The 21370-nt window shown below is 72.7% G+C and carries 20 protein-coding genes and 1 pseudogene; 11 read left to right on the plus strand and 10 right to left on the minus strand.

Annotated elements, in window-relative coordinates; all coding sequences use genetic code 11:
* The first annotated feature begins 1 nt into the window (after window position 1).
* The gene (locus ACIQ7D_RS01910) at window positions 2–286 is read left to right on the plus strand and encodes a hypothetical protein (RefSeq protein WP_403932412.1); all 285 of its coding nucleotides are present in this window, start codon (window positions 2–4) and stop codon (window positions 284–286) included.
* Window positions 287–410: 124 nt separating this feature from the next.
* A complete protein-coding gene (locus ACIQ7D_RS01915) occupies window positions 411–1379 on the plus strand; it encodes an aldo/keto reductase (RefSeq protein WP_403933767.1) in 969 nt (322 codons plus the stop codon).
* Between the two features lie 128 nt (window positions 1380–1507).
* Here the strand turns inward: ACIQ7D_RS01915 and ACIQ7D_RS01920 are convergent, their stop codons facing one another.
* Together ACIQ7D_RS01920 and ACIQ7D_RS01925 are read right to left on the minus strand one after the other, a co-directional pair.
* Window positions 1508–2371: a helix-turn-helix domain-containing protein gene (locus ACIQ7D_RS01920; protein WP_403932414.1), complete on the minus strand. Its 864-nt coding sequence runs from the start codon at window positions 2369–2371 to the stop codon at window positions 1508–1510.
* 255 nt (window positions 2372–2626) lie between these two features.
* Complete coding sequence (locus ACIQ7D_RS01925) at window positions 2627–2788, minus strand: hypothetical protein (protein ID WP_403932417.1); 162 nt, start codon at window positions 2786–2788, stop codon at window positions 2627–2629.
* A gap of 9 nt (window positions 2789–2797) precedes the next feature.
* Between ACIQ7D_RS01925 and ACIQ7D_RS01930 the strand changes: the two genes are divergently transcribed.
* From ACIQ7D_RS01930 to ACIQ7D_RS01940, 3 genes and pseudogenes are all read left to right on the plus strand, one after another.
* Window positions 2798–2995, plus strand: coding sequence for a hypothetical protein (locus ACIQ7D_RS01930; protein ID WP_403932420.1), 198 nt, complete (start codon window positions 2798–2800; stop codon window positions 2993–2995).
* A 352-nt stretch (window positions 2996–3347) separates the two neighbouring features.
* A pseudogene (locus ACIQ7D_RS01935) lies at window positions 3348–3765 on the plus strand (fumarylacetoacetate hydrolase family protein).
* Window positions 3766–3844: 79 nt separating this feature from the next.
* Window positions 3845–3985: a hypothetical protein gene (locus ACIQ7D_RS01940; protein WP_403933769.1), complete on the plus strand. Its 141-nt coding sequence runs from the start codon at window positions 3845–3847 to the stop codon at window positions 3983–3985.
* On the opposite strand, the gene ACIQ7D_RS01945 is transcribed toward ACIQ7D_RS01940, so the two are convergent.
* The 3 genes from ACIQ7D_RS01945 to ACIQ7D_RS01955 form a co-directional block, all read right to left on the minus strand.
* Entirely contained in the window at window positions 3964–4800 is an 837-nt protein-coding gene (locus tag ACIQ7D_RS01945) for an IclR family transcriptional regulator (protein ID WP_403932423.1), read from the minus strand. The genes ACIQ7D_RS01940 and ACIQ7D_RS01945 overlap by 22 nt on opposite strands.
* Before the next feature lie 39 nt (window positions 4801–4839).
* The gene (locus ACIQ7D_RS01950; RefSeq protein WP_403932425.1) at window positions 4840–5757 is read right to left on the minus strand and encodes a cupin domain-containing protein; all 918 of its coding nucleotides are present in this window, start codon (window positions 5755–5757) and stop codon (window positions 4840–4842) included.
* A 71-nt stretch (window positions 5758–5828) separates the two neighbouring features.
* Window positions 5829–6737, minus strand: a complete 909-nt coding sequence (locus ACIQ7D_RS01955) for a zinc-binding dehydrogenase (protein WP_403932427.1) — start codon at window positions 6735–6737, stop codon at window positions 5829–5831.
* Window positions 6738–7573: 836 nt separating this feature from the next.
* On the opposite strand from ACIQ7D_RS01955, the gene ACIQ7D_RS01960 reads away from it, so the two are divergent.
* Both ACIQ7D_RS01960 and ACIQ7D_RS01965 read left to right on the plus strand, forming a co-directional pair.
* Entirely contained in the window at window positions 7574–10273 is a 2700-nt protein-coding gene (locus tag ACIQ7D_RS01960) for an AAA family ATPase (protein ID WP_403932430.1), read from the plus strand.
* A 153-nt stretch (window positions 10274–10426) separates the two neighbouring features.
* Window positions 10427–11275, plus strand: a complete 849-nt coding sequence (locus tag ACIQ7D_RS01965) for a pentapeptide repeat-containing protein (protein ID WP_403932433.1) — start codon at window positions 10427–10429, stop codon at window positions 11273–11275.
* Between the two features lie 15 nt (window positions 11276–11290).
* Here ACIQ7D_RS01965 and ACIQ7D_RS01970 read toward each other — a convergent pair whose 3' ends face one another.
* Both ACIQ7D_RS01970 and ACIQ7D_RS01975 read right to left on the minus strand, forming a co-directional pair.
* Window positions 11291–12715: a D-alanyl-D-alanine carboxypeptidase family protein gene (locus ACIQ7D_RS01970; protein WP_403932435.1), complete on the minus strand. Its 1425-nt coding sequence runs from the start codon at window positions 12713–12715 to the stop codon at window positions 11291–11293.
* 117 nt (window positions 12716–12832) lie between these two features.
* Entirely contained in the window at window positions 12833–13768 is a 936-nt protein-coding gene (locus ACIQ7D_RS01975) for a helix-turn-helix transcriptional regulator (protein ID WP_403932438.1), read from the minus strand.
* A gap of 292 nt (window positions 13769–14060) precedes the next feature.
* On the opposite strand from ACIQ7D_RS01975, the gene ACIQ7D_RS01980 reads away from it, so the two are divergent.
* Window positions 14061–16238: a tetratricopeptide repeat protein gene (locus ACIQ7D_RS01980; RefSeq protein ID WP_403932441.1), complete on the plus strand. Its 2178-nt coding sequence runs from the start codon at window positions 14061–14063 to the stop codon at window positions 16236–16238.
* Here ACIQ7D_RS01980 and ACIQ7D_RS01985 read toward each other — a convergent pair.
* Both ACIQ7D_RS01985 and ACIQ7D_RS01990 read right to left on the minus strand, forming a co-directional pair.
* Complete coding sequence (locus ACIQ7D_RS01985; RefSeq protein ID WP_403932443.1) at window positions 16222–17607, minus strand: hypothetical protein; 1386 nt, start codon at window positions 17605–17607, stop codon at window positions 16222–16224. The genes ACIQ7D_RS01980 and ACIQ7D_RS01985 overlap by 17 nt on opposite strands.
* A 545-nt stretch (window positions 17608–18152) precedes the next feature.
* Window positions 18153–18518: a hypothetical protein gene (locus ACIQ7D_RS01990; RefSeq protein WP_403932446.1), complete on the minus strand. Its 366-nt coding sequence runs from the start codon at window positions 18516–18518 to the stop codon at window positions 18153–18155.
* A gap of 124 nt (window positions 18519–18642) precedes the next feature.
* Between ACIQ7D_RS01990 and ACIQ7D_RS01995 the strand changes: the two genes are divergently transcribed.
* From ACIQ7D_RS01995 to ACIQ7D_RS02005, 3 genes are all read left to right on the plus strand, one after another.
* Entirely contained in the window at window positions 18643–19008 is a 366-nt protein-coding gene (locus ACIQ7D_RS01995) for a hypothetical protein (protein WP_403932448.1), read from the plus strand.
* Window positions 19005–19898, plus strand: a complete 894-nt coding sequence (locus ACIQ7D_RS02000; RefSeq protein ID WP_403932451.1) for a hypothetical protein — start codon at window positions 19005–19007, stop codon at window positions 19896–19898. The genes ACIQ7D_RS01995 and ACIQ7D_RS02000 overlap by 4 nt, the downstream gene beginning before the upstream one ends.
* A gap of 126 nt (window positions 19899–20024) precedes the next feature.
* A complete protein-coding gene (locus ACIQ7D_RS02005) occupies window positions 20025–20414 on the plus strand; it encodes a roadblock/LC7 domain-containing protein (RefSeq protein ID WP_403932454.1) in 390 nt (129 codons plus the stop codon).
* A 127-nt stretch (window positions 20415–20541) separates the two neighbouring features.
* On the opposite strand, the gene ACIQ7D_RS02010 is transcribed toward ACIQ7D_RS02005, so the two are convergent.
* Complete coding sequence (locus tag ACIQ7D_RS02010) at window positions 20542–21330, minus strand: IclR family transcriptional regulator C-terminal domain-containing protein (RefSeq protein ID WP_403932457.1); 789 nt, start codon at window positions 21328–21330, stop codon at window positions 20542–20544.
* Window positions 21331–21370 lie beyond the last annotated feature (40 nt).

The following is a 21370-nucleotide window of genomic DNA, read 5'->3' on the forward strand; positions in this document are numbered from 1 at the left end:
GATGAACATCGGCCCGGTGCTGGGTGTCGCCACGGCCGCCACACCGCTCACCCTCTCCGGGGGCGGGCCGCCGGACACCGGGCCGAACGGGGCGGTGCCGTACCGGGCGGTGCCGTACGGCGGAGGGGAGGAAGCCTTCCTCTCCGCCATGGGCTTCACCCTGCCGGTCCTCACGGCCGTCGCCGTGCTCGACGCGCGGCTCGCGACCGGGCTGCCCGGCCCCGGGACGGACCCGGCGCGTGGCTCCGGCCTAAACGTCCGGACCCTGGCCAGGCGTTCCCAATAGTCCGCCCCGTGTGTAGCGTCTAGACGCCGGGCGCCTGGTGAACCGGCTCTCACGCCCTGCTCGACCACAGGAGAGTTCGTTGAAACGACCGCCCTATCTCGCCGCCGCCGACCGCTACGAGGGTATGCGGTTCCAGCGCAGCGGTCTGAGCGGTGTACGGCTGCCGCAGGTCTCTCTGGGGCTGTGGCACAACTTCGGTGACACCGCCCCGCTGGAGAAGCAGCGCGCCGTGCTGCGCCGCGCGTTCGACCGGGGCGTCACCCACTTCGACCTCGCGAACAACTACGGTCCGCCGTACGGCAGCGCCGAGGCGAACTTCGGGACGGTCTACGCGCAGGACTTCCGGCCCTACCGCGACGAGCTGTTCCTCTCCACCAAGGCGGGCTACGACATGTGGCCCGGCCCGTACGGCGAGTTCGGTTCCCGCAAGCACCTGCTGTCGAGCCTCGACCAGTCGCTGGGCCGGATGCGCGTCGAGTACGTCGACCTCTTCTACTCGCACCGCTTCGACCCGGACACGCCCCTGGAGGAGACGGTGGGGGCGCTGGCCTCGGCCGTACAGCAGGGCAAGGCCCTGTACGCCGGACTGTCCAACTACCCGCCCGAGCAGATGCGGCGCGCCTCCGAACTCCTCAAGGAGCTGGGCACCCCGCTGCTGATCAACCAGCACGCGTACAACATGCTCGACCGCCACATCGAGCACAACGGGCTGATCACCGCCTCCGATGAGGTCGGCGCCGGGGTCATCGCCTTCTCGCCGCTCGCACAGGGGCAGCTCACCGACCGCTATCTCGACGGGGTGCCCGCCGACTCGCGGATGGCTGTCGGCCACTTCCTCAAGCGGGACGCGCTCAGCGACGAGAAGCTGACCCTGCTGCGCGCGCTCGACAAGCTCGCGGGTGAGCGCGGCCAGACTCTGGCCCAGCTCGCGCTGACCTGGGTGCTGCGCGACCCGCGTGTCACCTCGGTGCTGATCGGCGCCAGCAGCGTCGGCCAGCTCGACCAGAACCTGGCCGTCCTGGACGCCACGCCTCTGACGGAGCCGGAACTGGCCGCGATCGACGCACTGCTGGCGCGGAGCGCGGTGGCGTAGCCGCGGACGCCGGGCCGCAGGGCCCGCGTACGAGGGGGCCGACCGGAGGAGAAGCCGGCCGGCCCCCTCGGCGTGTCCGGCCCGCGGTGGTGTCCGGCGCTCCCGGCCGCCCGTTCAGGGGGACGGGCTCAGAGTTCCCGGCGGAAGGCGGCCAGGAGCTGTTTCGTGTGGTTCGCGGGTTCCGCGTGGGTGACCATCCGGTCCATCGCCTGCATGTGCGCGGACACCTCGTGGGCCTCGTCCAGATAGAGCGCCCCGGTCAGGTACTCGATGTAGACCATGTCGGGCACTTCGGGGATGTCGAAGCGGAACAGGACGAACGGGCTGTACGTACCGGGGTGCGGCCCGGCGCCGAACTCGGCTATCTGGAGTGTCACGTTCGGCAGTTCGAGCGTCTCGATCAGCCGGTCGATCTGGGCCCGCATCACGGCCTTCGAGCCGACGGGCCGGCGGAGCACCGTCTCGTCGAGGACGGCCCAGAAGGCGGGGGCGTCGGGGCGTGTGAGCAGCGCTTGTCTCTCCATCCGCAGGGCGACATGGCGCTCGATCCGGTGCGGGTCGGTGGTCCGGCCGACCGCCCCCGTGGCCAGGACCGCGTGCGCGTACTCCTCGGTCTGGAGCAGGCCCGGCACGAAGTGCGGCTCGTACGAGCGGATGGTCTTCGCGGCCTCTTCGAGGCTGACGTACCCGCTGAACCAGTCGGGGAGTATGTCATGGAACCGCTGCCACCAGCCGGGCTTGTTGGCCTCCTCGGCCAGTCGCAGGAAGACCTCGGTGTCCTCGGGGCCGAGCCCGTACTCCGGGAGCAGGAACTGGAGATAGGGGATCTTGAGGGAGACCTCGGCGGTCTCCATCCTGCGGACGGTGGCGGCGGTGACCCGGAGCAGCCGCGCCGACTGCTCCCGGCTGAGTCCGGCCCGCTCGCGGAGTGACTGGAGCTGTCTGCCGAGAACGAGCTGCCCGATGGTGGGCGCAGACCGAGGTTCGCTCACACTCCACCCCCGACGACCGGTGCCATACCGGCGAGTTTGTCACAGCGGTACGGGGGTGTGGAGGCCCTGTTGACGACTCGTGATGTCTGTGCGGCAGCCCCGTGCGGGCTCTCGTCGGCGTGCTCCCCACTCCGCCCCAACGGGCCTGTCACGGGCCTTGACACCGTACGACGCGAATCTCACGGCACCGAGTGCCGATCAGCGGAACGGAATCTCAATGAATAGGACTTCGGGGTGCGCTTGGCCGGTCGGTTCCTACACGGCGGCGGTGAGTGCGCCGGTCATCGCCCTGGTGATGCTGTGCGTGGCCGTGACGGGATTCAAGAGCATCAGCCCGATCTTCTGGTCCATCGTGCAGGGGATCGTGCGTCCGATGGCGGTCGGCATGGCCGTCGCGCGCATCGATTCGATCGCCAAGCTCGGCGGATGCGTCGACCGTACGGATTCGGTCTGGTGCAGGAGCGGACAGGCAGCACGCCCTGGGGGCTCATCGCCCTGGTGGCGTTCTCCCCCGTGGCGGCGTGCGCGGTGTTCTTCCTCTCCGACTCCTCGGCGGAAAGGAGAGAGAAGGTGGCGGAGGATGTCCCGGATTCCGACGGCGCCGTCGGCCGCCCACCTCCGTAACTGGAACCATGTCCCATTGGACGGTACGTCCTTGCCGCCGTGGCGGCGAGCACGCCCGACTCTTCCCCGGGGAATCATCCTCATGCGCCTGGCCACACTCATCCACCGGGGACGGCGACGGCTCGTCAACGGGCCGGACACCGACGGCGCGTGGCGGCTCGCGCCGCCCTCGGCCACGCTCGCCGGTGTCATCGCCGACGGTGTCCTGCCGGCCGGGGACGGCGATCCGGTCGACGGCACCGACCGGATCGACGATCGCGGCCCGGCCGGTGGCTCTGGCGGGCCCGTCCTCCCGTACCCTCCGGCCACACTCCACGGGATCGGCCTCGACTACCGTGAAACCATCGCGGAGATGGGGCGGCAGACACCCGGCGAGCCCTGTCTCTTCCCGAAACTCTCCTCCAGTGTCATCGGCACGGGTGAGTCGATCGTCTTCGACACCGAGCTGACCCGGCGCCTCGACCGGGAGACCGAACTCGCCGTCGTCATCGGCACCGAGGCGCGCCATGTCACCGAAGAGGACGCGCCGCGGGACATCTTCGGCTACACCGTCGCCAACGACATCTCCGCGCGACCTCCAGGAGAGCGACGGGCAGTGGGTGCGCGGCAAGGGCCTGGACACCTTCTGCCCGCTCGGCCCCCTCGTCGTCACCGCCGGCGCGATCCCCGACCCGCACGCGCTGCGGGTCCGTACCTGGGTCAACGGCGAGTGTGTCCAGGACGGCAGGACGGCACGACGGCCGACATGGTCTTCCGGATCCCCGAACTGATCGCCTACCTCGGCCGGTTCTTCACACTCCGCCCGGGGACGTGGTGCTCACCGGGACCCCGGCGGCCTGCGGCGACTACATGACCCCACGGCGCGCCCTGCGCCCCGGAGACCTGCTGGAATCGGAGGTCGAGGGGATCGGACGCCTCGCCAACCCGGTGCTGAGCGCCGCCGGGGGCGCCGGCCCGCTCCGTCCGGGTCAGGTGGCGGGCGGCAGGTAGCCGAGATCCGCCGACAGTTCCCGGCAGACCTGGGCCACGACCGGGCCGTACGTCGGGACGAGCGGCTCCATCCGCTCGGCCACGCCCGCCACGCTGATGCAGGCGACCGGCAGGCCGGTGTGGTCGTGGACGGCCGCGCCGCAGGAGCAGCTCGACTCGTCGAACTCCCGCAGGTCCTGCGACCAGCCGCGCCTCCGGGTCCGCTCGATCGCGGCGTGCAGATCCGAGACGGTCGCCGCCGTCACCGGCGACAGCGGCGAGCGCACCAGCTCGATCGGCGTCTCCTCCTGGTTGGGCTGCGGCAGCGCCGCCGGATAGGCGCGGCCGAAGGACGTCGAGTGCAGCGGGCGGGAGGCGCCCAGTTCGGCGGTGACGGCGGCGGGCCGCGTCCCGCGCTCCCGGTGGACGAACACCATCGTCAGCCCGTTGGGCACACCGAGGCTGACGGTCTCCTGGGTGAGTTCGGCGAGCTTGCACAGGGCGGGGGCCGCCGCGTCCCGGAGGTTGGTCGACGCCACCGCGGCGGACGCCAGCCGTACCGCCGCCGAGCCGAGCCGCCACTTTCCTGCGGCCGGGCCGTGCGCCGGCCACCCCTGCTCGTGCAACCGGTCGACCAGCCGGTACGCGGTGCTGCGGGTCAGCCCCAGCGCCTGGGCGATCTCGGGGGTCGAGGCGCCGCGCGTCCTGGCCACATGCGTCAGGATCGCCGGCCCCCGGTCCAGGGCGCCCGTGGCCCGCTCGCCGGAACCTGGAGCCGATACGCCTCCGGCGACCACACACGGTGACACCAGGCACGGCCTCAACGAGGGATACACGACACCTCAACATGCGATCTCATCAGTCCCGAGGCCGGATCACTTGCGAAGTCGAGAACGGTACTCGCCCGGGGCCGTGCCTCGGGCACGTCTGAAGGCACGGCTGAAAGAGTGCGGAGAGGCGTAGCCGACCGCGCCGGAGATCGACTCGACCGGCTCATCGGTATCGCGGAGCCGGACGGACGCCAGGTCGATGCGCCACTGCGTCACGTACGCGCCCGGCGTCTGTCCGAGGGCGGACCGGAAACGCCTGGACAGCGTCGCCCGGGAGACGCTCGTCGCAGCGGCCAGGGTCTCCGTGGTCCAGGGGTGTTCCGGTTGGGCGTGGACACATGCCAGGGCGTCGCGCACGACCGGATCACGCATCGCTCCCAGCCATGAGCCGGACTGCTCCTGCGGGTGGCGGGCCAGCCAGGCGCGTACGAACTGGACGAGCAGAAGGTCGACGATGCTGTTGATGGCGGCGGTGGTGCCGATCTGCGGCTGTGCGAGCTCCGCAGCGAGAAGTTCGGCGGTCCTTCCGAACTGCGCGTTCTGGCGGGCTGTGACGTGCATCGGCCGGGCGAGGGAGGTAAGCACCGGTGTGCGCACCTCCGGATCCTGCTCATAGTGCAGGACGATCACTTCCGTCTGCACCGGCGCCGAGCCCAGCCGCAGGGCCCGGCCATCGCCAAAAGCCCGGGCCGCCGCCTCACGGTCGCAGGAACCCATCGTCACGTCGGCGCCGCCGGCTATCCCGTGTGCGGTGCCCGGCGACACCAGGACGGCGTCTCCGGCCTGCACCTGAAGAGGTTTCTCGCCTGTGACGTGGAGCCACATAGTGCCGCGCGACACCACGTGCAGTGCCGCTCCTGGATAGGAGTCCAGCCACAGGCCCCAGGTTCCTCCGGCCTTCAGCATGACCCCGAGCGCCCCACGCGCACCCGAAACACGCAAGACCTCCGCCAGCACATCCATGGGTCCATTCTCGTCCACCGCCGCGACCCGCCCATCGGCGGGCGACGGCGCATGTGTCCTCGTCCACAGCGTCAGGCCACGTCAAGAATGACCTTCCCGTGCACCTTCCGCGCGAACAGCGCCTGGACGGCGTCGTCCACGCCCTGCCAGTCGCCTCGCAGTCCGACCGGTGCCGAGAGCCTCCCGGCGGCCATGAGGCCCAGCAGGTCCGTCAGCTCCCCGCCGGTCGGCGTCATGTCGCCGTAGGTGGCGATGCTGCGGGGCTCACCGAAGCCGAACAAGGCCCCTGACGGGAAGGTGGTTTCCTGCCCCGAGGAGTAACCGACCAGGTGGATGGTGCCTCCCTCGGCGAGGGAACTCCACGCCTGGGCCACCAGCGGCCCGCCGACCGTGTCCAGGACGAGGTCGAACCGGTCCCCGGTCTCGGCCAGGTCGGTCAGGACCTTGTCGGCCCCGAGTTCACGGAGCCCGGCGGCCCGCTCCGGCGAACCGACGAGTGCCGTCACCCGGGCGCCCGCCAGCGCAGCCAGCTGGACGGCGAAGTGCCCCACGCCCCCGCTGGCGCCGGTGACCAGAACGTTGCGCGCCAGCAGGGAACGCTTGCGCAGCACCCGGAGTGCGGTGACTCCGGCGATCCCCAGCGCGGCGGCGTCGGCCAGGTCCACGCCCTCGGGGACGGTGCCGAGCGAGGCCGGGCTGACTGCCACCCGCTCCGCCCACGCGTGGGGAGCCATTCCCACTGCGACGCGCGTACCTTCGGGTGGCCCCGAGCCGTCGGATGCGCCGCGCACCACGACGCCGGCCGCGTCGTGACCGTGCACAGCGCCGGCCGGCCACTGGTGCACGTAATTCAGCTCTCCGAAGTTGAGACCGATGTGCCGGATCTCCACCAACGCCTCACCGGTGGACGGCACGGGCTCATCGACATCGGCGAACCGGATGGGTCCGGCCTCACTGTGATCGACCACAAGGGCGCGCATAGGGGGTGTGTTTCCTTCTCTCGTGGATACGCCTGAACACTCGGCGCGGCAACGGATCGAGTGCGCAAATGCCGCACTGCCGCCTTCTTGGAACTCTACGCAGGACCGGGACAGCGACCAGACCCGTGAGAATCAATCAGTTGACGATCTGTGTCAGTGCGACTCGCGGCGCGTCGAGCCCTGCACCCATGCGGTGGATGACGCTGGGACGGGCACAGACATGCCCGGCAATGTAATGATCTTGAGGCGTCAGCGCTTCTGCCGGCCGTCGATGACCGCGATGGGGACGGCAGGGGAGCGCAATCGCCGATTCCGCCCCCGTGAACCCGGTCAGCCTCTCCAAGTCCACCTACGGGAGATCGGCGTCCCGCCACAGCGCGGCAGGACCTCCGCGATCCGCCAACTCGTTTTCCAAGCCCCCGCCCCTGTCATCGCGAAGGCCCTCGACTACCACGACAAGACCGCCACCCGCCTCGTCACCGAAGCCGGAGGCACGTGGAGCCGATACGCCCCCGGCGACCACACACGGTGACGCCAGGACCCACTTCAACGAGGAATACGCGACACCTCAACATGCGAGCCCACCAGTCCCGAGGCCGTATGACCGTCCCCGGCCGCCCGGGCCTCGGCCTCTCCCTCAGCGACCGGGCGGCGGCCTGGACGACGGACGACATCACCGTCACCGGCTGAGTCACCGCGGTCCACGGGCTCCCTTACCCCTTTTCGCGTCGATGTGCAGTCGAACAGCCGAATTCATGCATATTCGGGTCCACTCGGTGCGCTGCGGGTCTAGGCTCGTCACGTGACCTGGGCGCTGTCCGAGAGGGAGGGGAGGGATGCCGGTGCATCCGCCGGAGCAGATGGGCGCTCTCCCGCTGCTGGAGCGTGAACCCGAACTGGCCGCCGCGGCCCGCGCGGTGGACGCGCTGTGTGGAGCCGCGCCGTCGGGCGGGGTCCTCGTGTACCGGGGCGCCGCCGGGCTCGGCAAGACCGCGCTGCTCTCCGAAGTACGCCGGCTCGCCGCCGGGCGCTGCGCCGTATGGTCGGCGCGCGGCGGCGAGAGCCTGACCTCCGTACCGTTCCATGTCGTACGGCAACTCCTCCAGCCCGCACTCGTCGTCGCCGGGACACCGGACGGGCAGGGCGAGTGCGCGGAGCCGGATGAGGACGACGGGTACGTCGACGCGGCCGCCCTGCTCGGCGAGCGGTACGAGATCGTCGGCCCCGCGCTCGGCATACTGCCGCCCGGTGACCAGCCGGCCGCCCCGCAGGGCGTCAGGGACGGCCTCGACGCGTTCGTCGAACGGCTCGCCGAGGTCCACGGCCCGCTCCTGCTCACCGTGGACGACGCGCAGTGGGCCGACCTGGAGACCCTGGCCTGGCTCGCCTCCTTCGCACGGCGCCCCGGACGCGCCCTGCCCGTCCTGGTGGTCGTCGGCTACCGCACCGAGGAAGCCCTCGGCGAGGCCGAGGAACACCTCAGGACGCTGGGCACGGCGGCCAGACTGCTGGTCACCCTCCGCGAACTCACCCCCGACGCCACGGCCGGGCTCACGCGCGCCGGGCTCGGGGAGCACGCGGACGACCCGTTCTGCCGCGAGGTGTGGGAGGTGACCGGCGGCAACGCGTACGAGACCGTCGAACTCCTCGCCAAGGTACGGGACAGCGCGATCGCCCCGGTCGGCGGCAACGCCGGGGAACTGCGCGCCCTCGGTGCCTCGGCGCGCGGCACCGGACTCATCGCCCGGCTGGAGGAACTGGGCACGGCCGCCACCCGGTTCGCCTGGGCCGCCGCGATCCTCGGCACCGACATCTCCCTCGACCTGACCATCTCCCTCGCGGGCATGAGCGACGAGGAGGCCGCCGAGTGCGCGCAGCGGCTGCGCACCGCGCGGATCCTCGTCGGCAGCGACCCGCTGGAGTTCGTCCATCCGCTGATCGCCGGGGCCGTCTACCGCGCCATCCCGTCCGCCGTACGCGCCGCCATGCACGGCCTCGCCGCCTGGGCGGTCTCCCGCAGCGGCCGGGGAGCCGCCGCCGCGGCGCCCCACCTTCTCGAAGTGCACCCCGACGGCGACCCCGAACTGGTCGAGCAGTTACGCGAGGCCGCCGCCGAACATCTCGCGGTCGGAGCCCCCGACGCCGCCCGCCGCTGCCTCGAACGCGCCCTGGCGGAACCGCCGTTGTCCACCGTCCGGGGACCCCTGCTGTACGAGCTGGGCTGCGCCACCCTGCTCACCTCGCCCGCCACCACCGTCGGACACCTGCGCGCCGCACTCGACACCCCGCACCTCGGCGACGCGCTCCGCGTCGACGTGGTGTTCCGGCTCGCGCAGGCCCTGACGCACAACAACCAGACCGGCGACGCCGCCCATGTCGTGGCCACCGAGGTCGCCCGTACCGGGGACGGACCCGCCAGGATGCGGCTCCAGGCCGCGCACTTCCTCTGGGAGGGTGTCCAGGCCATAGAGGAGGACGGTGCGGACCGCTCGCGCCGCCTCGCCCGTACGGCGGCTCCGCTCACCGGACGGGACAACGCCGAACGCGTCCTGCTGATGCTGCGCGCCTTCGACGGAACGGCCCGCGGCGAGAGCGCCGAAGAAATCGTCCAGATCGGCGAACGGGCCCTGAGGGACGGCGCGTTGCCGCCCGGCGTCGGCTGGGCCGACCAGGGGTGGGGCTTCGAACCCCCGGCCCTCCTCGGGCTCTCGTACGCCTTCGCCGACCGGCTCGACCGCGCCGAGAGCCTGTTCACCGAGGCGCTGCGCGCCTTCGAGATCTCCGGCTGGAACGGCGGCCATCTCGCCTTCGCCCACGCCCTGGTCGGCTACGTCCACCGCAGGCGCGGCCGGCTCGCCGACGCCGAGATGTATCTGCGCGAGAGCCTGCGCATGGCCGACCGGGTCGGCAACGGCCTGCCGGTGAACTGGGACGCCGTCTGCATGTTCATCGACACCCTGCTCGCCCGCGGTCATGTCGACGAGGCCGCGGAGGCCGCCGAACGGTACGCGTTCGCGCCGCCGTACTCCTCCACGATCGTCATCCCCGACGCCCCCTCGGTCCGCGGCCGGCTGCTGCTCGCCCTCGGCCGGAAGGACGAGGCCGTCGCCGAACTGGACGCTGCCGGGCAGGCGTTGCGGGCCCGGGGACGGCACAACGTCGTCATGGCCCCCTGGTCGCTCGACCTCGCGCGGGCGCTCGCCGACGAGGACCCGCGCCGCGCGGCCCACCTCGCCTCGTACGCCCGGGACCGCGCCGAACGCTTCGGCACCCACACCGCTATCGGGGTGGCGCTCTGCTGCACCGCCTCCCTGCGGGAGGGCGCGGAGCGGGTCGAACTGCTCGCCCAGGCCGTCGCGCATCTCGAAGCGTCGCCCTGCGCGTACGAACGCGCCGTCGCACGGGTCGAGTACGGCATCGCCTCCGGGTTCCACGCCGAACTGTCCTGCGGGCTCGAACTCGCCGAGAGCTGCGGCGCCGACGGACTGGCGGCCCGGGCGCGCCGGGCGATGGAGTCCCATCACGCGCAGCGCTGAGACACCGGAGCCACGGGCGGGAGGTGTGCGGGTCCGAGGCGTGCGGGGGCGCGCGGGGCATGGAGGAGGACGGGCACGGGGAGGACGGGGCCGGCGGGAGTGCTGCCAGTAGGCTCTGACCGCACCCCCTTCCGTGACAGGAGACCGGCCCCCTTGTCCCACCAGCCCGATCGCACCACCCACAGCTCCGGCGACGCCGCACTCGACGACCCGGGGCTGCGGGCCGACTGCGCGAACTGCTTCGGACTGTGCTGCGTCGCCCTGACCTTCTCCGCCTCGGCCGACTTCCCCGTGGACAAAGCCGCCGGGGAGCCCTGCTCCCATCTCCGTACGGACTTCCGCTGCTCCGTCCACCGCGAGCTGCGCCCCCGCGGCTTCCAGGGGTGCACGGTCTACGACTGCTTCGGCGCCGGCCAGAAGATCTCCCGGATCACCTACGGCGGACAGGACTGGCGGCAGGCCCCGGGCACCGCCGACGCGATGTTCGCGCTGCTCCCGGTGGTGCGCCAGCTCCAGGAACTCCTGCGCTATCTGACCGAGGCCCTCACCCTGGAACCGGCCCGCGCACTCCACGGTGAGCTCCGCACCGCCCTGGAGGAGACCGAACGCCTCACCCTCGCCGACCCCGCCACCCTGCTGGCCCTGGACGTCGCGGCCCGCCGCGCCGCCGTCAACCCCCTGCTGCTGCGGACGAGCGAACTCGTCCGCGCCCAGGTCAAGGGCAAGAAGAAGAACCGCAGGGGCGCCGACCTCTTCGGCGCCCGGCTCAGGGGCGCCGATCTGCGCGGCGCTGACCTGCGCGGGGCGTATCTGATCGCCGCCGATCTGCGCGGCGCCGACCTCAGGCTGGCCGATCTGATCGGGGCCGACCTCCGGGACACCGATCTGCGCGGCGCCGATCTGACGGGCAGCATCTTCCTCGTCCAGACCCAGGTCAACGCGGCACGCGGCGATACGGGCACCAGGCTGCCGCCGTCTCTCGTGCGCCCCGCCCACTGGTAGCCGCCGCGCCCCGCGTCACCTGTCCCGGCCGCCCCGGGCCGCCCCGCGCCGTACGAGGAAGAGCGCGAGCGCCGAGAGGGCGGCCGCACCGATGAACGCCACCGGCAGAACGCCCCCCGCCCCGGGCCCGGCCGCCCGCGCGTGCACGGCGGGCGTCGTCGACGGTACGGGGTGGGCCCGTACGGCGTTCTCGACGGGACCCGGCTCCGGGCCCGCGGCCTCCACCGTCGGGTGCGGCGGCAGGGGCGCCGGGGGCGGCTGGAGCGAGCCCACCGGGGTCACCCGGCCCTGCGCGCCGAACCCCCAGTCCAGCAGCTCCCTGGCCTCCTCGTACACGGCGTGGACGCCGCCCCACTGCGGGTTCATCACCGTCACCAGCAGGGTGCGGTCGCCGCGCCGGGCGGCGGCGACCAGGGTGTAGCCGGCGTCCGTGGTGTAGCCGTTCTTGACTCCGATCAGCCCCGGATACGCCTCGACCCCGTCGGCGCCGGTCAGCAGCCGGTTGGTGTTCATGATGCCGAAGGTGCCGCCGTAACCGGGGAACTCGGCGTCGAGCGTCGAGCTGTACCGGACGAAGTCGGGCGAGGCCAGCCCCGTACGGCCGAAGACCGCCAGGTCGTACGCCGAGGAGACCTGGCCCGGGGCGTCGTAGCCGTCGGGGGAGACCACATGCGTGTCGAGCGCGCCGAGCAGCTTCGCCTTGTCCCGCATCTGCTTGACCGTCGTGTCCAGGCCGCCGTTCATCTCGGAGAGGACGCGTACGGCGTCGTTGCCGGAGCTGAGGAAGACGCCCCGCCACAGGTCGGCCGCCTCGTACCGGACGCCGGGGACGACCCCCACCAGGCTGCTGCCCGGACCGATGTCGTCCAGTTCCTCGTCCGTGACCAGGTGTTCGGCGTGCGCGGACAGGCGCGGCAGCGTGGTGACGGCGAAGAGCGTCTTGAGGGTGGAGGCGGGCGGCAGCTTGCGGTGCGCGTCGCGCGCGGCGAGCACCTCACCCGTCCGGGCGTCGGCGACCAGCCAGGACAACGCGGAGAGCTCGGGCGGCGCGGGGGTGCCCCGCGCGGGCAGCACCTGGACGCCGTCGCGGCGCAGCAGCGAACCGTCCAGGGCGGCGGCGGCGGGGGCCGCGCCGGGGCGGGCGGGCGTGGACGGGGCGGCCGAGCGGCCGGGGGAGGACGCGCCGCCCGGGGCGGGCGAACCGCTCGGGGCGGGAGCGGCGGGAGCGCCCGGAGCGCCCGGAGCGCCGGGTGGGGCCTGGGTGCCGGGGGCGCCCGCGACGGCGATCGCGGCGCCCGCGGGCAGGCCCGGGGCCCGTACGACCGGATCGGTACGGGAATCCGCGGCGGCCGGGTGGGACGCCGGCAGGAGAACCAGCACGCCGGCGGCGAGAGCCGCCGTGCCGGAGAGCGCGGAACGCATCACGGATCTGGTGATCATTCGGCCACGGTAGGAACGGACCGGCGCGCGCGCCCCCCGCGTGGGCCGACCGGATGTATCACCGCCCCGGTCGGCCCCTCGGGGCCGTGCGCCCGAACGGGTGAGGAGGCGGGGAGGTCAGCGCTCGGCGGGCGCGGGGTCGGCTGCGGGACCTGTGCCGGAGCCCGGCTCCTGTGCGGGCGGCTGTGCGCCCCCTCCGGTGCCGGTGGCGTCCGTGCCGATGACGTCCGTGCCGATGACGTCCAGCAGAGCGAGCTTGTCGGCGGCGCCGGTCCCGGGCGCGGCCGAGTAGGCGGCGATCCGCAGGTCGCACCCCGGCACGGTGAGCGTGTCGCGATCGACCGTCACGGGCCCGACGTCCGGGTGATGGACGGTCCAGGTCCCGGTGGTGTGGGCGTCGGAGATCCGGGAGTTCCAGAGCCCCGCGAAGCGGCTGCTGACGCGCCGCAGCTCACCGATGAGGAAGCGCAGCCGTACATCGGTCGGGTAGCGGACGGTGGCCGCCCGCAGATCGGCGACGAGCGCCGCCTCGAACCCGGCCTCCTGCTCCACGGTGTGGACGATCCGGCTGGGCCCGCCCGTGAAGTGCTGCCAGGCGGCGTTGCGCCCGCGCGGCGGGGCCTGCGCGGGGTCACCCAGCAGGGCGGCCCACAGCGGGTTCCAGGTGATCAGGTTCCAGGACGCGTCATGGACCCCGACGGGGGTCCCCGCGAGCCGCCCGAGCAGCCGCCGCACGCTGGCGGGAACGTGGTCGGGGACCCGGCCCACGGCGGGCGGGGACTGTCCGGCGAGCAGGAAGAGATGGCGGCGCTCGTCGTCGGAGAGCCGCAGGGCGCACGCCAGCGAGGTGAGCACCTGCACGGAGGGGGAGGTGGCCCGCCCCTCCTCCAGCCGGACGAGATAGTCCACGGACAGGCCGGTCAGCCGGGCCAGCTCCTCGTGGCGCAGCCCGCCCGTCCGTGCGGGCTCGTCCGCGGGCAGCCCGGCTTCCGCCGGGGCGATCCGGTCACGCCAGCGGTGCAGGGCCGTGCCCAGCTCTCCGTGTCGGGTCATGGCGCCAGTATCAGCGCGTACGGCCGCACTCGCCTGATACCGGCCGGTACCCGGCGCCGCGGGGCCGGGACGGGGGAGAGGGGGCCGGGCCCGCTCGGCCCGGCGCGTTCGCGCGCTCCTCTTCCCTCCACGGCGGCGGGCATTCCTGAATGCCACGTTCCGTACGCGGTGTTGCGAGTAGTCGCCAACCTTGCCCGAAGGGCCCTGATCAGGACTACCGTTGATCCCGAACCGTGGTGCGAGGCGTGCTCCGACGCCGGACCACAGATCAGGGGAGCGGGGGAGCGGACACATGCTGGATCCCATGTCGCTGGCGGCGATCACCGCGGTGCTGGGCGCCGTGGGCGCGGGGATGGCCAACGAGGCGGGGAAGTGGGCCTGGGAATCGGCCGGCGGCCTGGTGCGGCGCATCGTCGGGCAGGAGGTGACGGCGCCGACGGGACCGGCCGAGCTGTCCGCCGTGGCCCGTCTCGTCCATGAGAGCGTCCGCGACGATCCCGCGCTGGCCCGTGCCTGGGCGGCGTTCGCCCGTACGGCCCCTCTCCCCGCGACGGCGCACGGCATACCCGTACTGCCGCCCTCCATACGGTTCTTCACGGACCGTCAGGGTCCGATGCGGCTGCTGGAGCGGGAGGCCTCGCGCAAGGCCGACGGACGCCCCAGGCTCGCCCTGATCCACGGTCCCGAGGGCATCGGCACCAGCGCTCTGGCCGTCCACTGGGGGTGCAGGGAAGCGGCGCGGTTCCCCGGCGGCCAGCTCTACGCGGACCTGCGCGGCGCCTCCGCGGGGACCGCGCTCGACAGCGCCGTGGCGCTGCGCGGTCTCCTGCTCCAGTTGGGCATGGACCAGGACGACATCCCACCGAGCGCGGCGGACCGGCGCGCTTCCTTCCGGCGCTGCGTGGCCGACCGGCGGCTGCTCGTCGTGCTCGACCACGCGCACTCCTCCGCGCAGGTCCAGCCGCTGGTGACCTCCGCGCCAGAGGTGTTCACGGTGGTGGTGGCGCGTCGGCCGCTGCCCGGACTGGACGCGGTGCCCGTTCCCGTCGGACCGCTGTCCGACAAGGACGCGCGCCGACTGCTCACGGACCTCGCGGGCAGCGGGACCATGACGGCGGCCCGCGGCGTGCTGCCCCGTGTGCTGGAGCGGTGCGGCGGGTCGCCGTACGCCTTGCGGGCGGCCGCGCCTCTTCTCTCGGAGCCGGAGCCGGTGCTGGGGGCCGCGTCGCCGTCCGGCCCGGCGCCGGCCCGGCACCGTACGGAGGAGGCTGCTTCCATGACCGGTCACGATCCTGTCCGTACCGCCGCCGAGGTGGCGTACCGAGGGCTGGAGCCCGGCGCGGCACGGGTCTACCGGCTGATGTCGCTACGGGAGTGGCCCGCGCTCGGACCGGATGTCGTCGGCCAGATCGCGGGGATACCGGAGGCCGAGGCGGCCCGGACCCTCGGGGCGCTGGCGGACGGCCAGTTGCTGGAGCGGACGGACACCGACCGCTACCGCTACCGCCCCGCGGTCCGTGGCCACGCGGAGGAGACCGCCTTCCGTACGGACGGCATCGCGGCCTGCTCGGCGGCCATGACCGGCACGGTGCGGTGGTATCTGCGCCTCGCGGTGCGGGCGAGGCTCGCCGCCCTGCCGCAGGCCTGGGCGATCGGCCCGCTCTACGACGAGCTGGCGGGCAGCGCCGGCCCGTACGCCGATGAGGGCGATGCGCTCACCGCGCTCCGCGCCGAGCTGGGCAACCTCGTCCAGGCGGTCCTGGCCGCCGAGGAGTCCGGCGACCCCGACACCGTCTACCAGCTCTGCCAGGCCCTCTGGCCGCTCCAGCTCAAGGCGGGCCACCACGACGAGATCCTTCCGGCGCTCCGGGCGGGGGCACGAGTGGTCGACGCCCATCACCCCGGATCCCGGATGGCCGGGCGTATGCATGTACTGCTGGCGCTGAATCTGATGGAGCTGTGGGAGTACGAGGAGGCCGAGTCCCATCTGACCGCTGCCGTCCGGGCCGAGGAGCAGGCCGGGCACCGGCGCGGGCAGGCGTCCGCCGTAGAGTCGCTGGGGCTGCTGCGGCTGCGGCAATGGCGCTTCCAGGAGGCGTACGCGTCTTTCGACGAGGCGAACACGGTCCTGGACGAGGTGGATCCCGACGGCGAGGGCGCCCGCGATCTGCCGCGCGCCCGCGCCCTGTTGGAGCGGCACCGGGGCAGGGCTCTGCGCGGCCTCGGCGACTTCCCCGGGGCCAGGGAGCGCCTGGAGTCGGCGCTCGGCTTCTTCCGGGCCGCCGCCGACCCGTACAACGCGGCCCGGACGCTCACCGACCTGGCCGAGACCTGTCTCGCCGAGGGGCACCCGGAGAACGCCCTGCCGCTGATCGACGAGGCGACGGCCACCCTCGACAAGGAGAAGGCCGCCCACCACCTCACGCATCTGCGCGCCCTGCGCGAGCGCTGCCTCAGCGCCCAGGAATGACCGGTGCGCCCGGGACATCCGGGGCGTCCGGGGCGGCCGGGGTGACCGACACCCGGCTGGCGCCCGCGCCGGTCCTTACGGTCATTCCGTGCGCCGTCAGTCGCTCCAGCGTCCCTCCTCCGGCCAGCCAGGCATGGAGGGCGGAGACACCGGCGGCCGGGTCCACCCCGGACAGCGGCCCGTCCGGGGCATGACCGGAGAGCCGCAGCAGCGATCCGGCACGGGTCCGGACCGTACACACCCCGCCCTCGGCGACGAACGCCGCCAGGGCACAGTGCGGATGACGTGCCAGCACCTCATCGGTCCACCGTTCGGGGCCGCCGAACCGGGGGTCGTCCGCGGCGCCGTACCGGAAGATCACATCCGCCAGCGCGAGCCGCCCGGGGTCCAGGGTGTCCTCGTGTACGGCGGTGTGCGCGTCCCCGTCGTCCCCGGGCTCCGCGCGCGGATCCGCGTACCGGACCACCTCGATCTCACCCGCGCCGAGCAGCCGGGTCACCACCCGGAGCGGCGCCGTTCGGGTGACCGGCTCGTAGGGCGGCAGCGGCAGAGGGTCCAGCAGCGCGGGATCGGCGGGCTCGGGGAGGCCGATGAGCGCGTAGAAGTGGCGCCGTAGCAGGGCCGCCGCCGCGCCGGGAACCGAGGTGACCAGCGCGGCCGGTCCTGGTTCCGGCTCGGTGGCCGGCCGATGACCGGGCCGTCCGTCCAGCAGCGCCTCCAGCTGGGACCGGAGTGAGACGTGGGGCAAGAGCCGGGGCGCCCGCCGTACGAACGCGGCCACCGGCGACACCGGGTCGAGGCCGTCCGCCGAGGCCGCGCCCAGCAGTACCGGGGTGCCGAGGGCGGCCCCGTAATAGGTCACCGAACCGGCGTCCCCGATGATCACATCGGCGGCGATCAGCGCCTGACGCCACCCGTCCAGGGGGTCCACCAGCGCCAGACCGCCCCGCCGCGCCCGATCCAGCCAGGCGCGGACCTGCCCGGGGCCATGACCGTGCCAGATGTTGGGGTGCAGCACGGCGGCCGCCCGGTAGGTGTCGGCGGGCAGCTCCGCCGTGAGGCGCGGCAGCAGGGACGGCAGTACGTCCTCGGCCCCACTGTCCCCGAAGAGGGAGTCCGGGTTCCAGGTCGAGTTCAGCAGGACGAGCCGCTGGCCACGGCGGACACCGAGGGCCCGGCGGAAGCGCTCGCGGTACGGCAGGGCGGCCAGCATACGGTCGAAGCAGGGATCACCGGCGAGGACGGCGGTGGGAACCGCCTCCGGACAGGCGGCGCGCAACCGCTCCACCTGCTCGGGATGGGAGAGGACCAGGGAGTCCGCGACCGGTGTGCCGTCGGCGAGCAGCCACTCCGGAGAGAGACCGAACACCGGGTGCGCCGCACCGGAGTTCCGCGCGTCCCCGTCCCCGTCCGCATCCGCATCCGCATCCGCATCCGCCTCGGCCGAAGGCCGTCCGGTGTCCGGTGTCCGGTGTCCGGTGTCCGGTGTCCGGTGTCCGGTGTGGCCAGCCTCTTATTATAGCCAACGCCATGCGAGAGGATGGCCAACTTCCCTGTGAGGCAATGGAGTTGGCCGCCGAAACTGGCCGAGATCGCCAGGTCCACCGGGAGGGCGACCGCCTGCTCCCACGGCAGCACCGGCACGCCGGTCTCCGCCAGCAGCTCGGCCACCCCGGCCTGGAACGGTGACGACCCCGTGCAGGTGGCCAGCATCTGTATCCGCAGGTCGTCCCTGAACAGCGGGAGGACGTCCAGCAGTCGGGTCGCCGAGGTCACGTTGTGCACGACGAACAGCACCAGTCGGCACCGCCCGCGCGTCGTCCACCGCGCCGATCCGGCGCCCACCGGCACCCGTATCCAGCCGTCCGGCCGCTCGTCCATCCACCGTCCCCGCGTCGACCCGTCGCCGTGCCCTCAGATCGCGAGTTCCGTCTCGATCCGCTTGAGGTTGTGGCGGGCCAGCGCGAGATTGGCGCGGGTGCGGTCGAGCGCGAGGTAGAGGAAGAGCGATCCGTGGGTGGACAGCAGCGGCCGGATCAGGTGGTACTGCTTGCCGAGGGTGATCAGGATGTCGACCACGGTGTCGTCGATGTCCAGCGTCGCGAGGGTGCGGATCTTGGCGCGCACGACCTCGGTGTTCCCCGCCGCCGCGACCTCCAGATCGAGCCCCTGGTCCCCGCCCAGCGTTCCGAGTGACAATCCGCTCTCGTAGTCGACCACGGCCACCCCGAGCGCGCCGTCGATCGCCATGGCTTCTTTGAGCGCGGTCTCAAGGTTCATCGTGTGGTCCTGTTCTGGAAGATCTAAAAGAGCCGAAACTTTGCGGACGAAATAATGCCAAACCTGGTCACCAGGGGACTAGTTGAAGACTAGAGTACTGTGAAATCAGCCGTCACCTGAAGGGATGTACGTGTCAGCGATCGAATCGTCCCTCTCCCGGCTCATGGAGATGCCAGGGATGACAGGGGCCGCGCTGGTGGACGCGGTCACCGGTCTTACGTACTGCGTGGTCGGAGACGCCGCCGAGGTCGGGGACGGCGGGGAGACGGCCGAACTCACGGCCGCGATCGCCTCCCAGGTGGACCGGGCGGGGAACGAAAGCGAGCTGGAGAGCGTGATCGTGACGAGCGTGCGCCGGTACCACGTGGTGCAGGCGGTGAGGCGCGCGGGCGACCCCGTGCTGCTGGTCGCGGCGCTGGACCGCGACCGGACGAATCTCGCCCTGGCGATGCGCCGGCTCGCGGAGCACGCGGAAGGTGTGCTCGCATGAGCGGTGCGCCACGCAATGTCACGGCGTTGCTCGTACGGCTGCAACAGGAGCGCCACAGCGGTACGGTGTCGGTCTCCGGAGCGCCTGGCGGAACGATTCACCTCAGGAACGGCCTGATCAGCGCGATCGAAACCCCCGGGACCCCCTCGGTCGAGTCCGCCCTGCTGAAGTCGGGCCGGATCGACGACGAGGGGTGGGCGGCGGCCCTCGCGGCGGCCCGGGGGATGGACGGCCTCGGGGCGGCCCTCGTCGGTCAGGGGCTGGTGGGCGAGACCGAGTTGGAGGTCCTCTGCACCGCGACGATGTACGAGGGCGCCTTTGCGATGGCGCTCACCCGGCCGGACGGCTGGGAGGTGGGCGGGCCCACCCAGACCGTACTCGCGGGCCATCCCGCGCAGCCCCAGTCCGTCGCCGAGGAGACCGCGCGGCGGCTGGCGTTCGTCACCGGCCGCTGGGGAGCGCCGGGCGAACTGGCGAGGACCCGGCTGCGGCCCTCGGCGACCGCCGAGCGGGCGGCGGGCCGGCTTGCGCCGCGCCACACCGCGCTCCTCGCCATCGCCAACGGCCGCCGGACACCGCGCGATCTCGCCTTCTTCCTCGGCCGTGGGCTGTTCGCCGTGATGGTGGATCTGATCAGGATGGACGACCTCGAACTCGTCCAGTGGGAAGGCGACCGGCGCCCGGCGGGCAGGCCGAGCACCGCGCCGCGCGTCCCGGGCGCCGGTGCGGGCGACGGACCCTCGGCGGCGCCACCACCGGCCGGATCCCTGCCGCGCCGGGTGCCGGGCCCCCGCCCCCAGTGGGCAGCGGGCGTCAAGCCGGGGGTGGCGCCGCCGTCACCCGGCGGAGCGACAGCACCGGAGCGCTCGGGTCCCCAGGAACTCCACTGACCCCCAGCACCACGTAAGACCTCAGCACACGACGGACGGCTCGGAGCCCCGGCCGAGGTACGCGGCCGAAGCCTTGTAGAACGCCCCACGGCAACCGCTGCCGGATCATCACCAAGGAGCGAAACCATGCACGCAGACTCGTCCGTCACGCCCCTCGTCGAAGTTCTGGCCTCGCTGCGGGAACGGGTGCTGGGGGCGTCGGAGAGCGTTCTGTCCACCGCCGACGGCCTGATGGTCGCCGCCGACACCGACACACTCCAGCCGGAGTCCGTGGCCGCGCTCGCCGCGGCCACCCTGGGACTCGGCCAGCGCATGGCGCAGCAGGCCGACGCGGGCGCCCTCCGCGATGTGGTCATCCGTTGCGCGGCCGGGCAGATCATCGTCCTCGCGGTGGGCGACCGGGCGCTCCTCTCCATCCTGGGCGACGAGGGGATGGACATCGTCGCGCTGAAGCGGGAGGCGCCCGCACTCGTGGCCGAACTGGTCAAGCTCCTGGAAGGGGATGTGCCCGCCTGAACCCGGCGGGCCCCGGGGCGGACACGGGTGTACGGGGCGGCGGCGGGCCCCGTACCCCGTGGCGGCGGCGGGGCCCTGTACCCCGGAGCGGTCCCGCCCGCCCCGGTGCTCCTCCCCGTCATCCCCGTCATCTCCGTGGCGCCACCACACGCAGGTCGGCCTCGATACGGGCCACCGTCGCGAGCAGCGGGGGCAGCAGATCACGCCGTACCGACTCGATCGAGTGACGGCTCGCGTGGACCGGGACGTTGACGGCCGCGACCACGGTGCCCGTCCGGTCCCGTACCGGTGCGGCGACCGAGCGCAGCCCCTCCTCCAGCTCCTGGTCGACCAGTGCGTACCCCTGGCGCCGTACGCGTTCCAACTCCGCGCGCAGCAGATCGACGGAGACGGTGGTGTACGGGGTGAGCGGGGACGGCTCGGTGCCCTTGAGGCGGGTGTCGCGCTCCTCGTCGGGGAGGAACGCGATCAGCACGCGCCCGACGGAGGTGGCATGGGCGGGGAAGCGGGTGCCGACGGTGATCGACGCCGTCATGATCCGGGTCACCTGGACCCGCGCCACATAGACGGCGGCGTCGCCGTCCAGCACACAGAGCGAGGACGACTCGTGTACCTCGGCGACCAGCCGTTCGAGGTGTGGCTCGGCGATCTCCGGCAGCGAGAAGCTGGAAAGATACGCGTACCCCAGTTCGAGGACGCGGGGGCTGAGCCGGAACAGCCGCCCGTCCGTGTGGACATAGCCGAGATCGGCGAGTGTCAGCAGGAACCGGCGCGCGGCGGCCCGGGTGAGGCCGCAGAGACGGGCCACCTCGCTGAGCGTCAGCTCCGGATGGTGTGCGTCGAAGGCGCGGATCACCGAGAGCCCCCGTTCGAAGGACTGGACGAAGTGGGGTTCGCGTGACCGGGCAGCACTCATCGGTTGCCTCCGTCGACCCTGATGTGTGTCACGGGTGATC

The sequence above is a fragment of the Streptomyces sp. NPDC096310 genome (assembly GCF_044763125.1).
GTDB lineage: Bacteria > Actinomycetota > Actinomycetes > Streptomycetales > Streptomycetaceae > Streptomyces.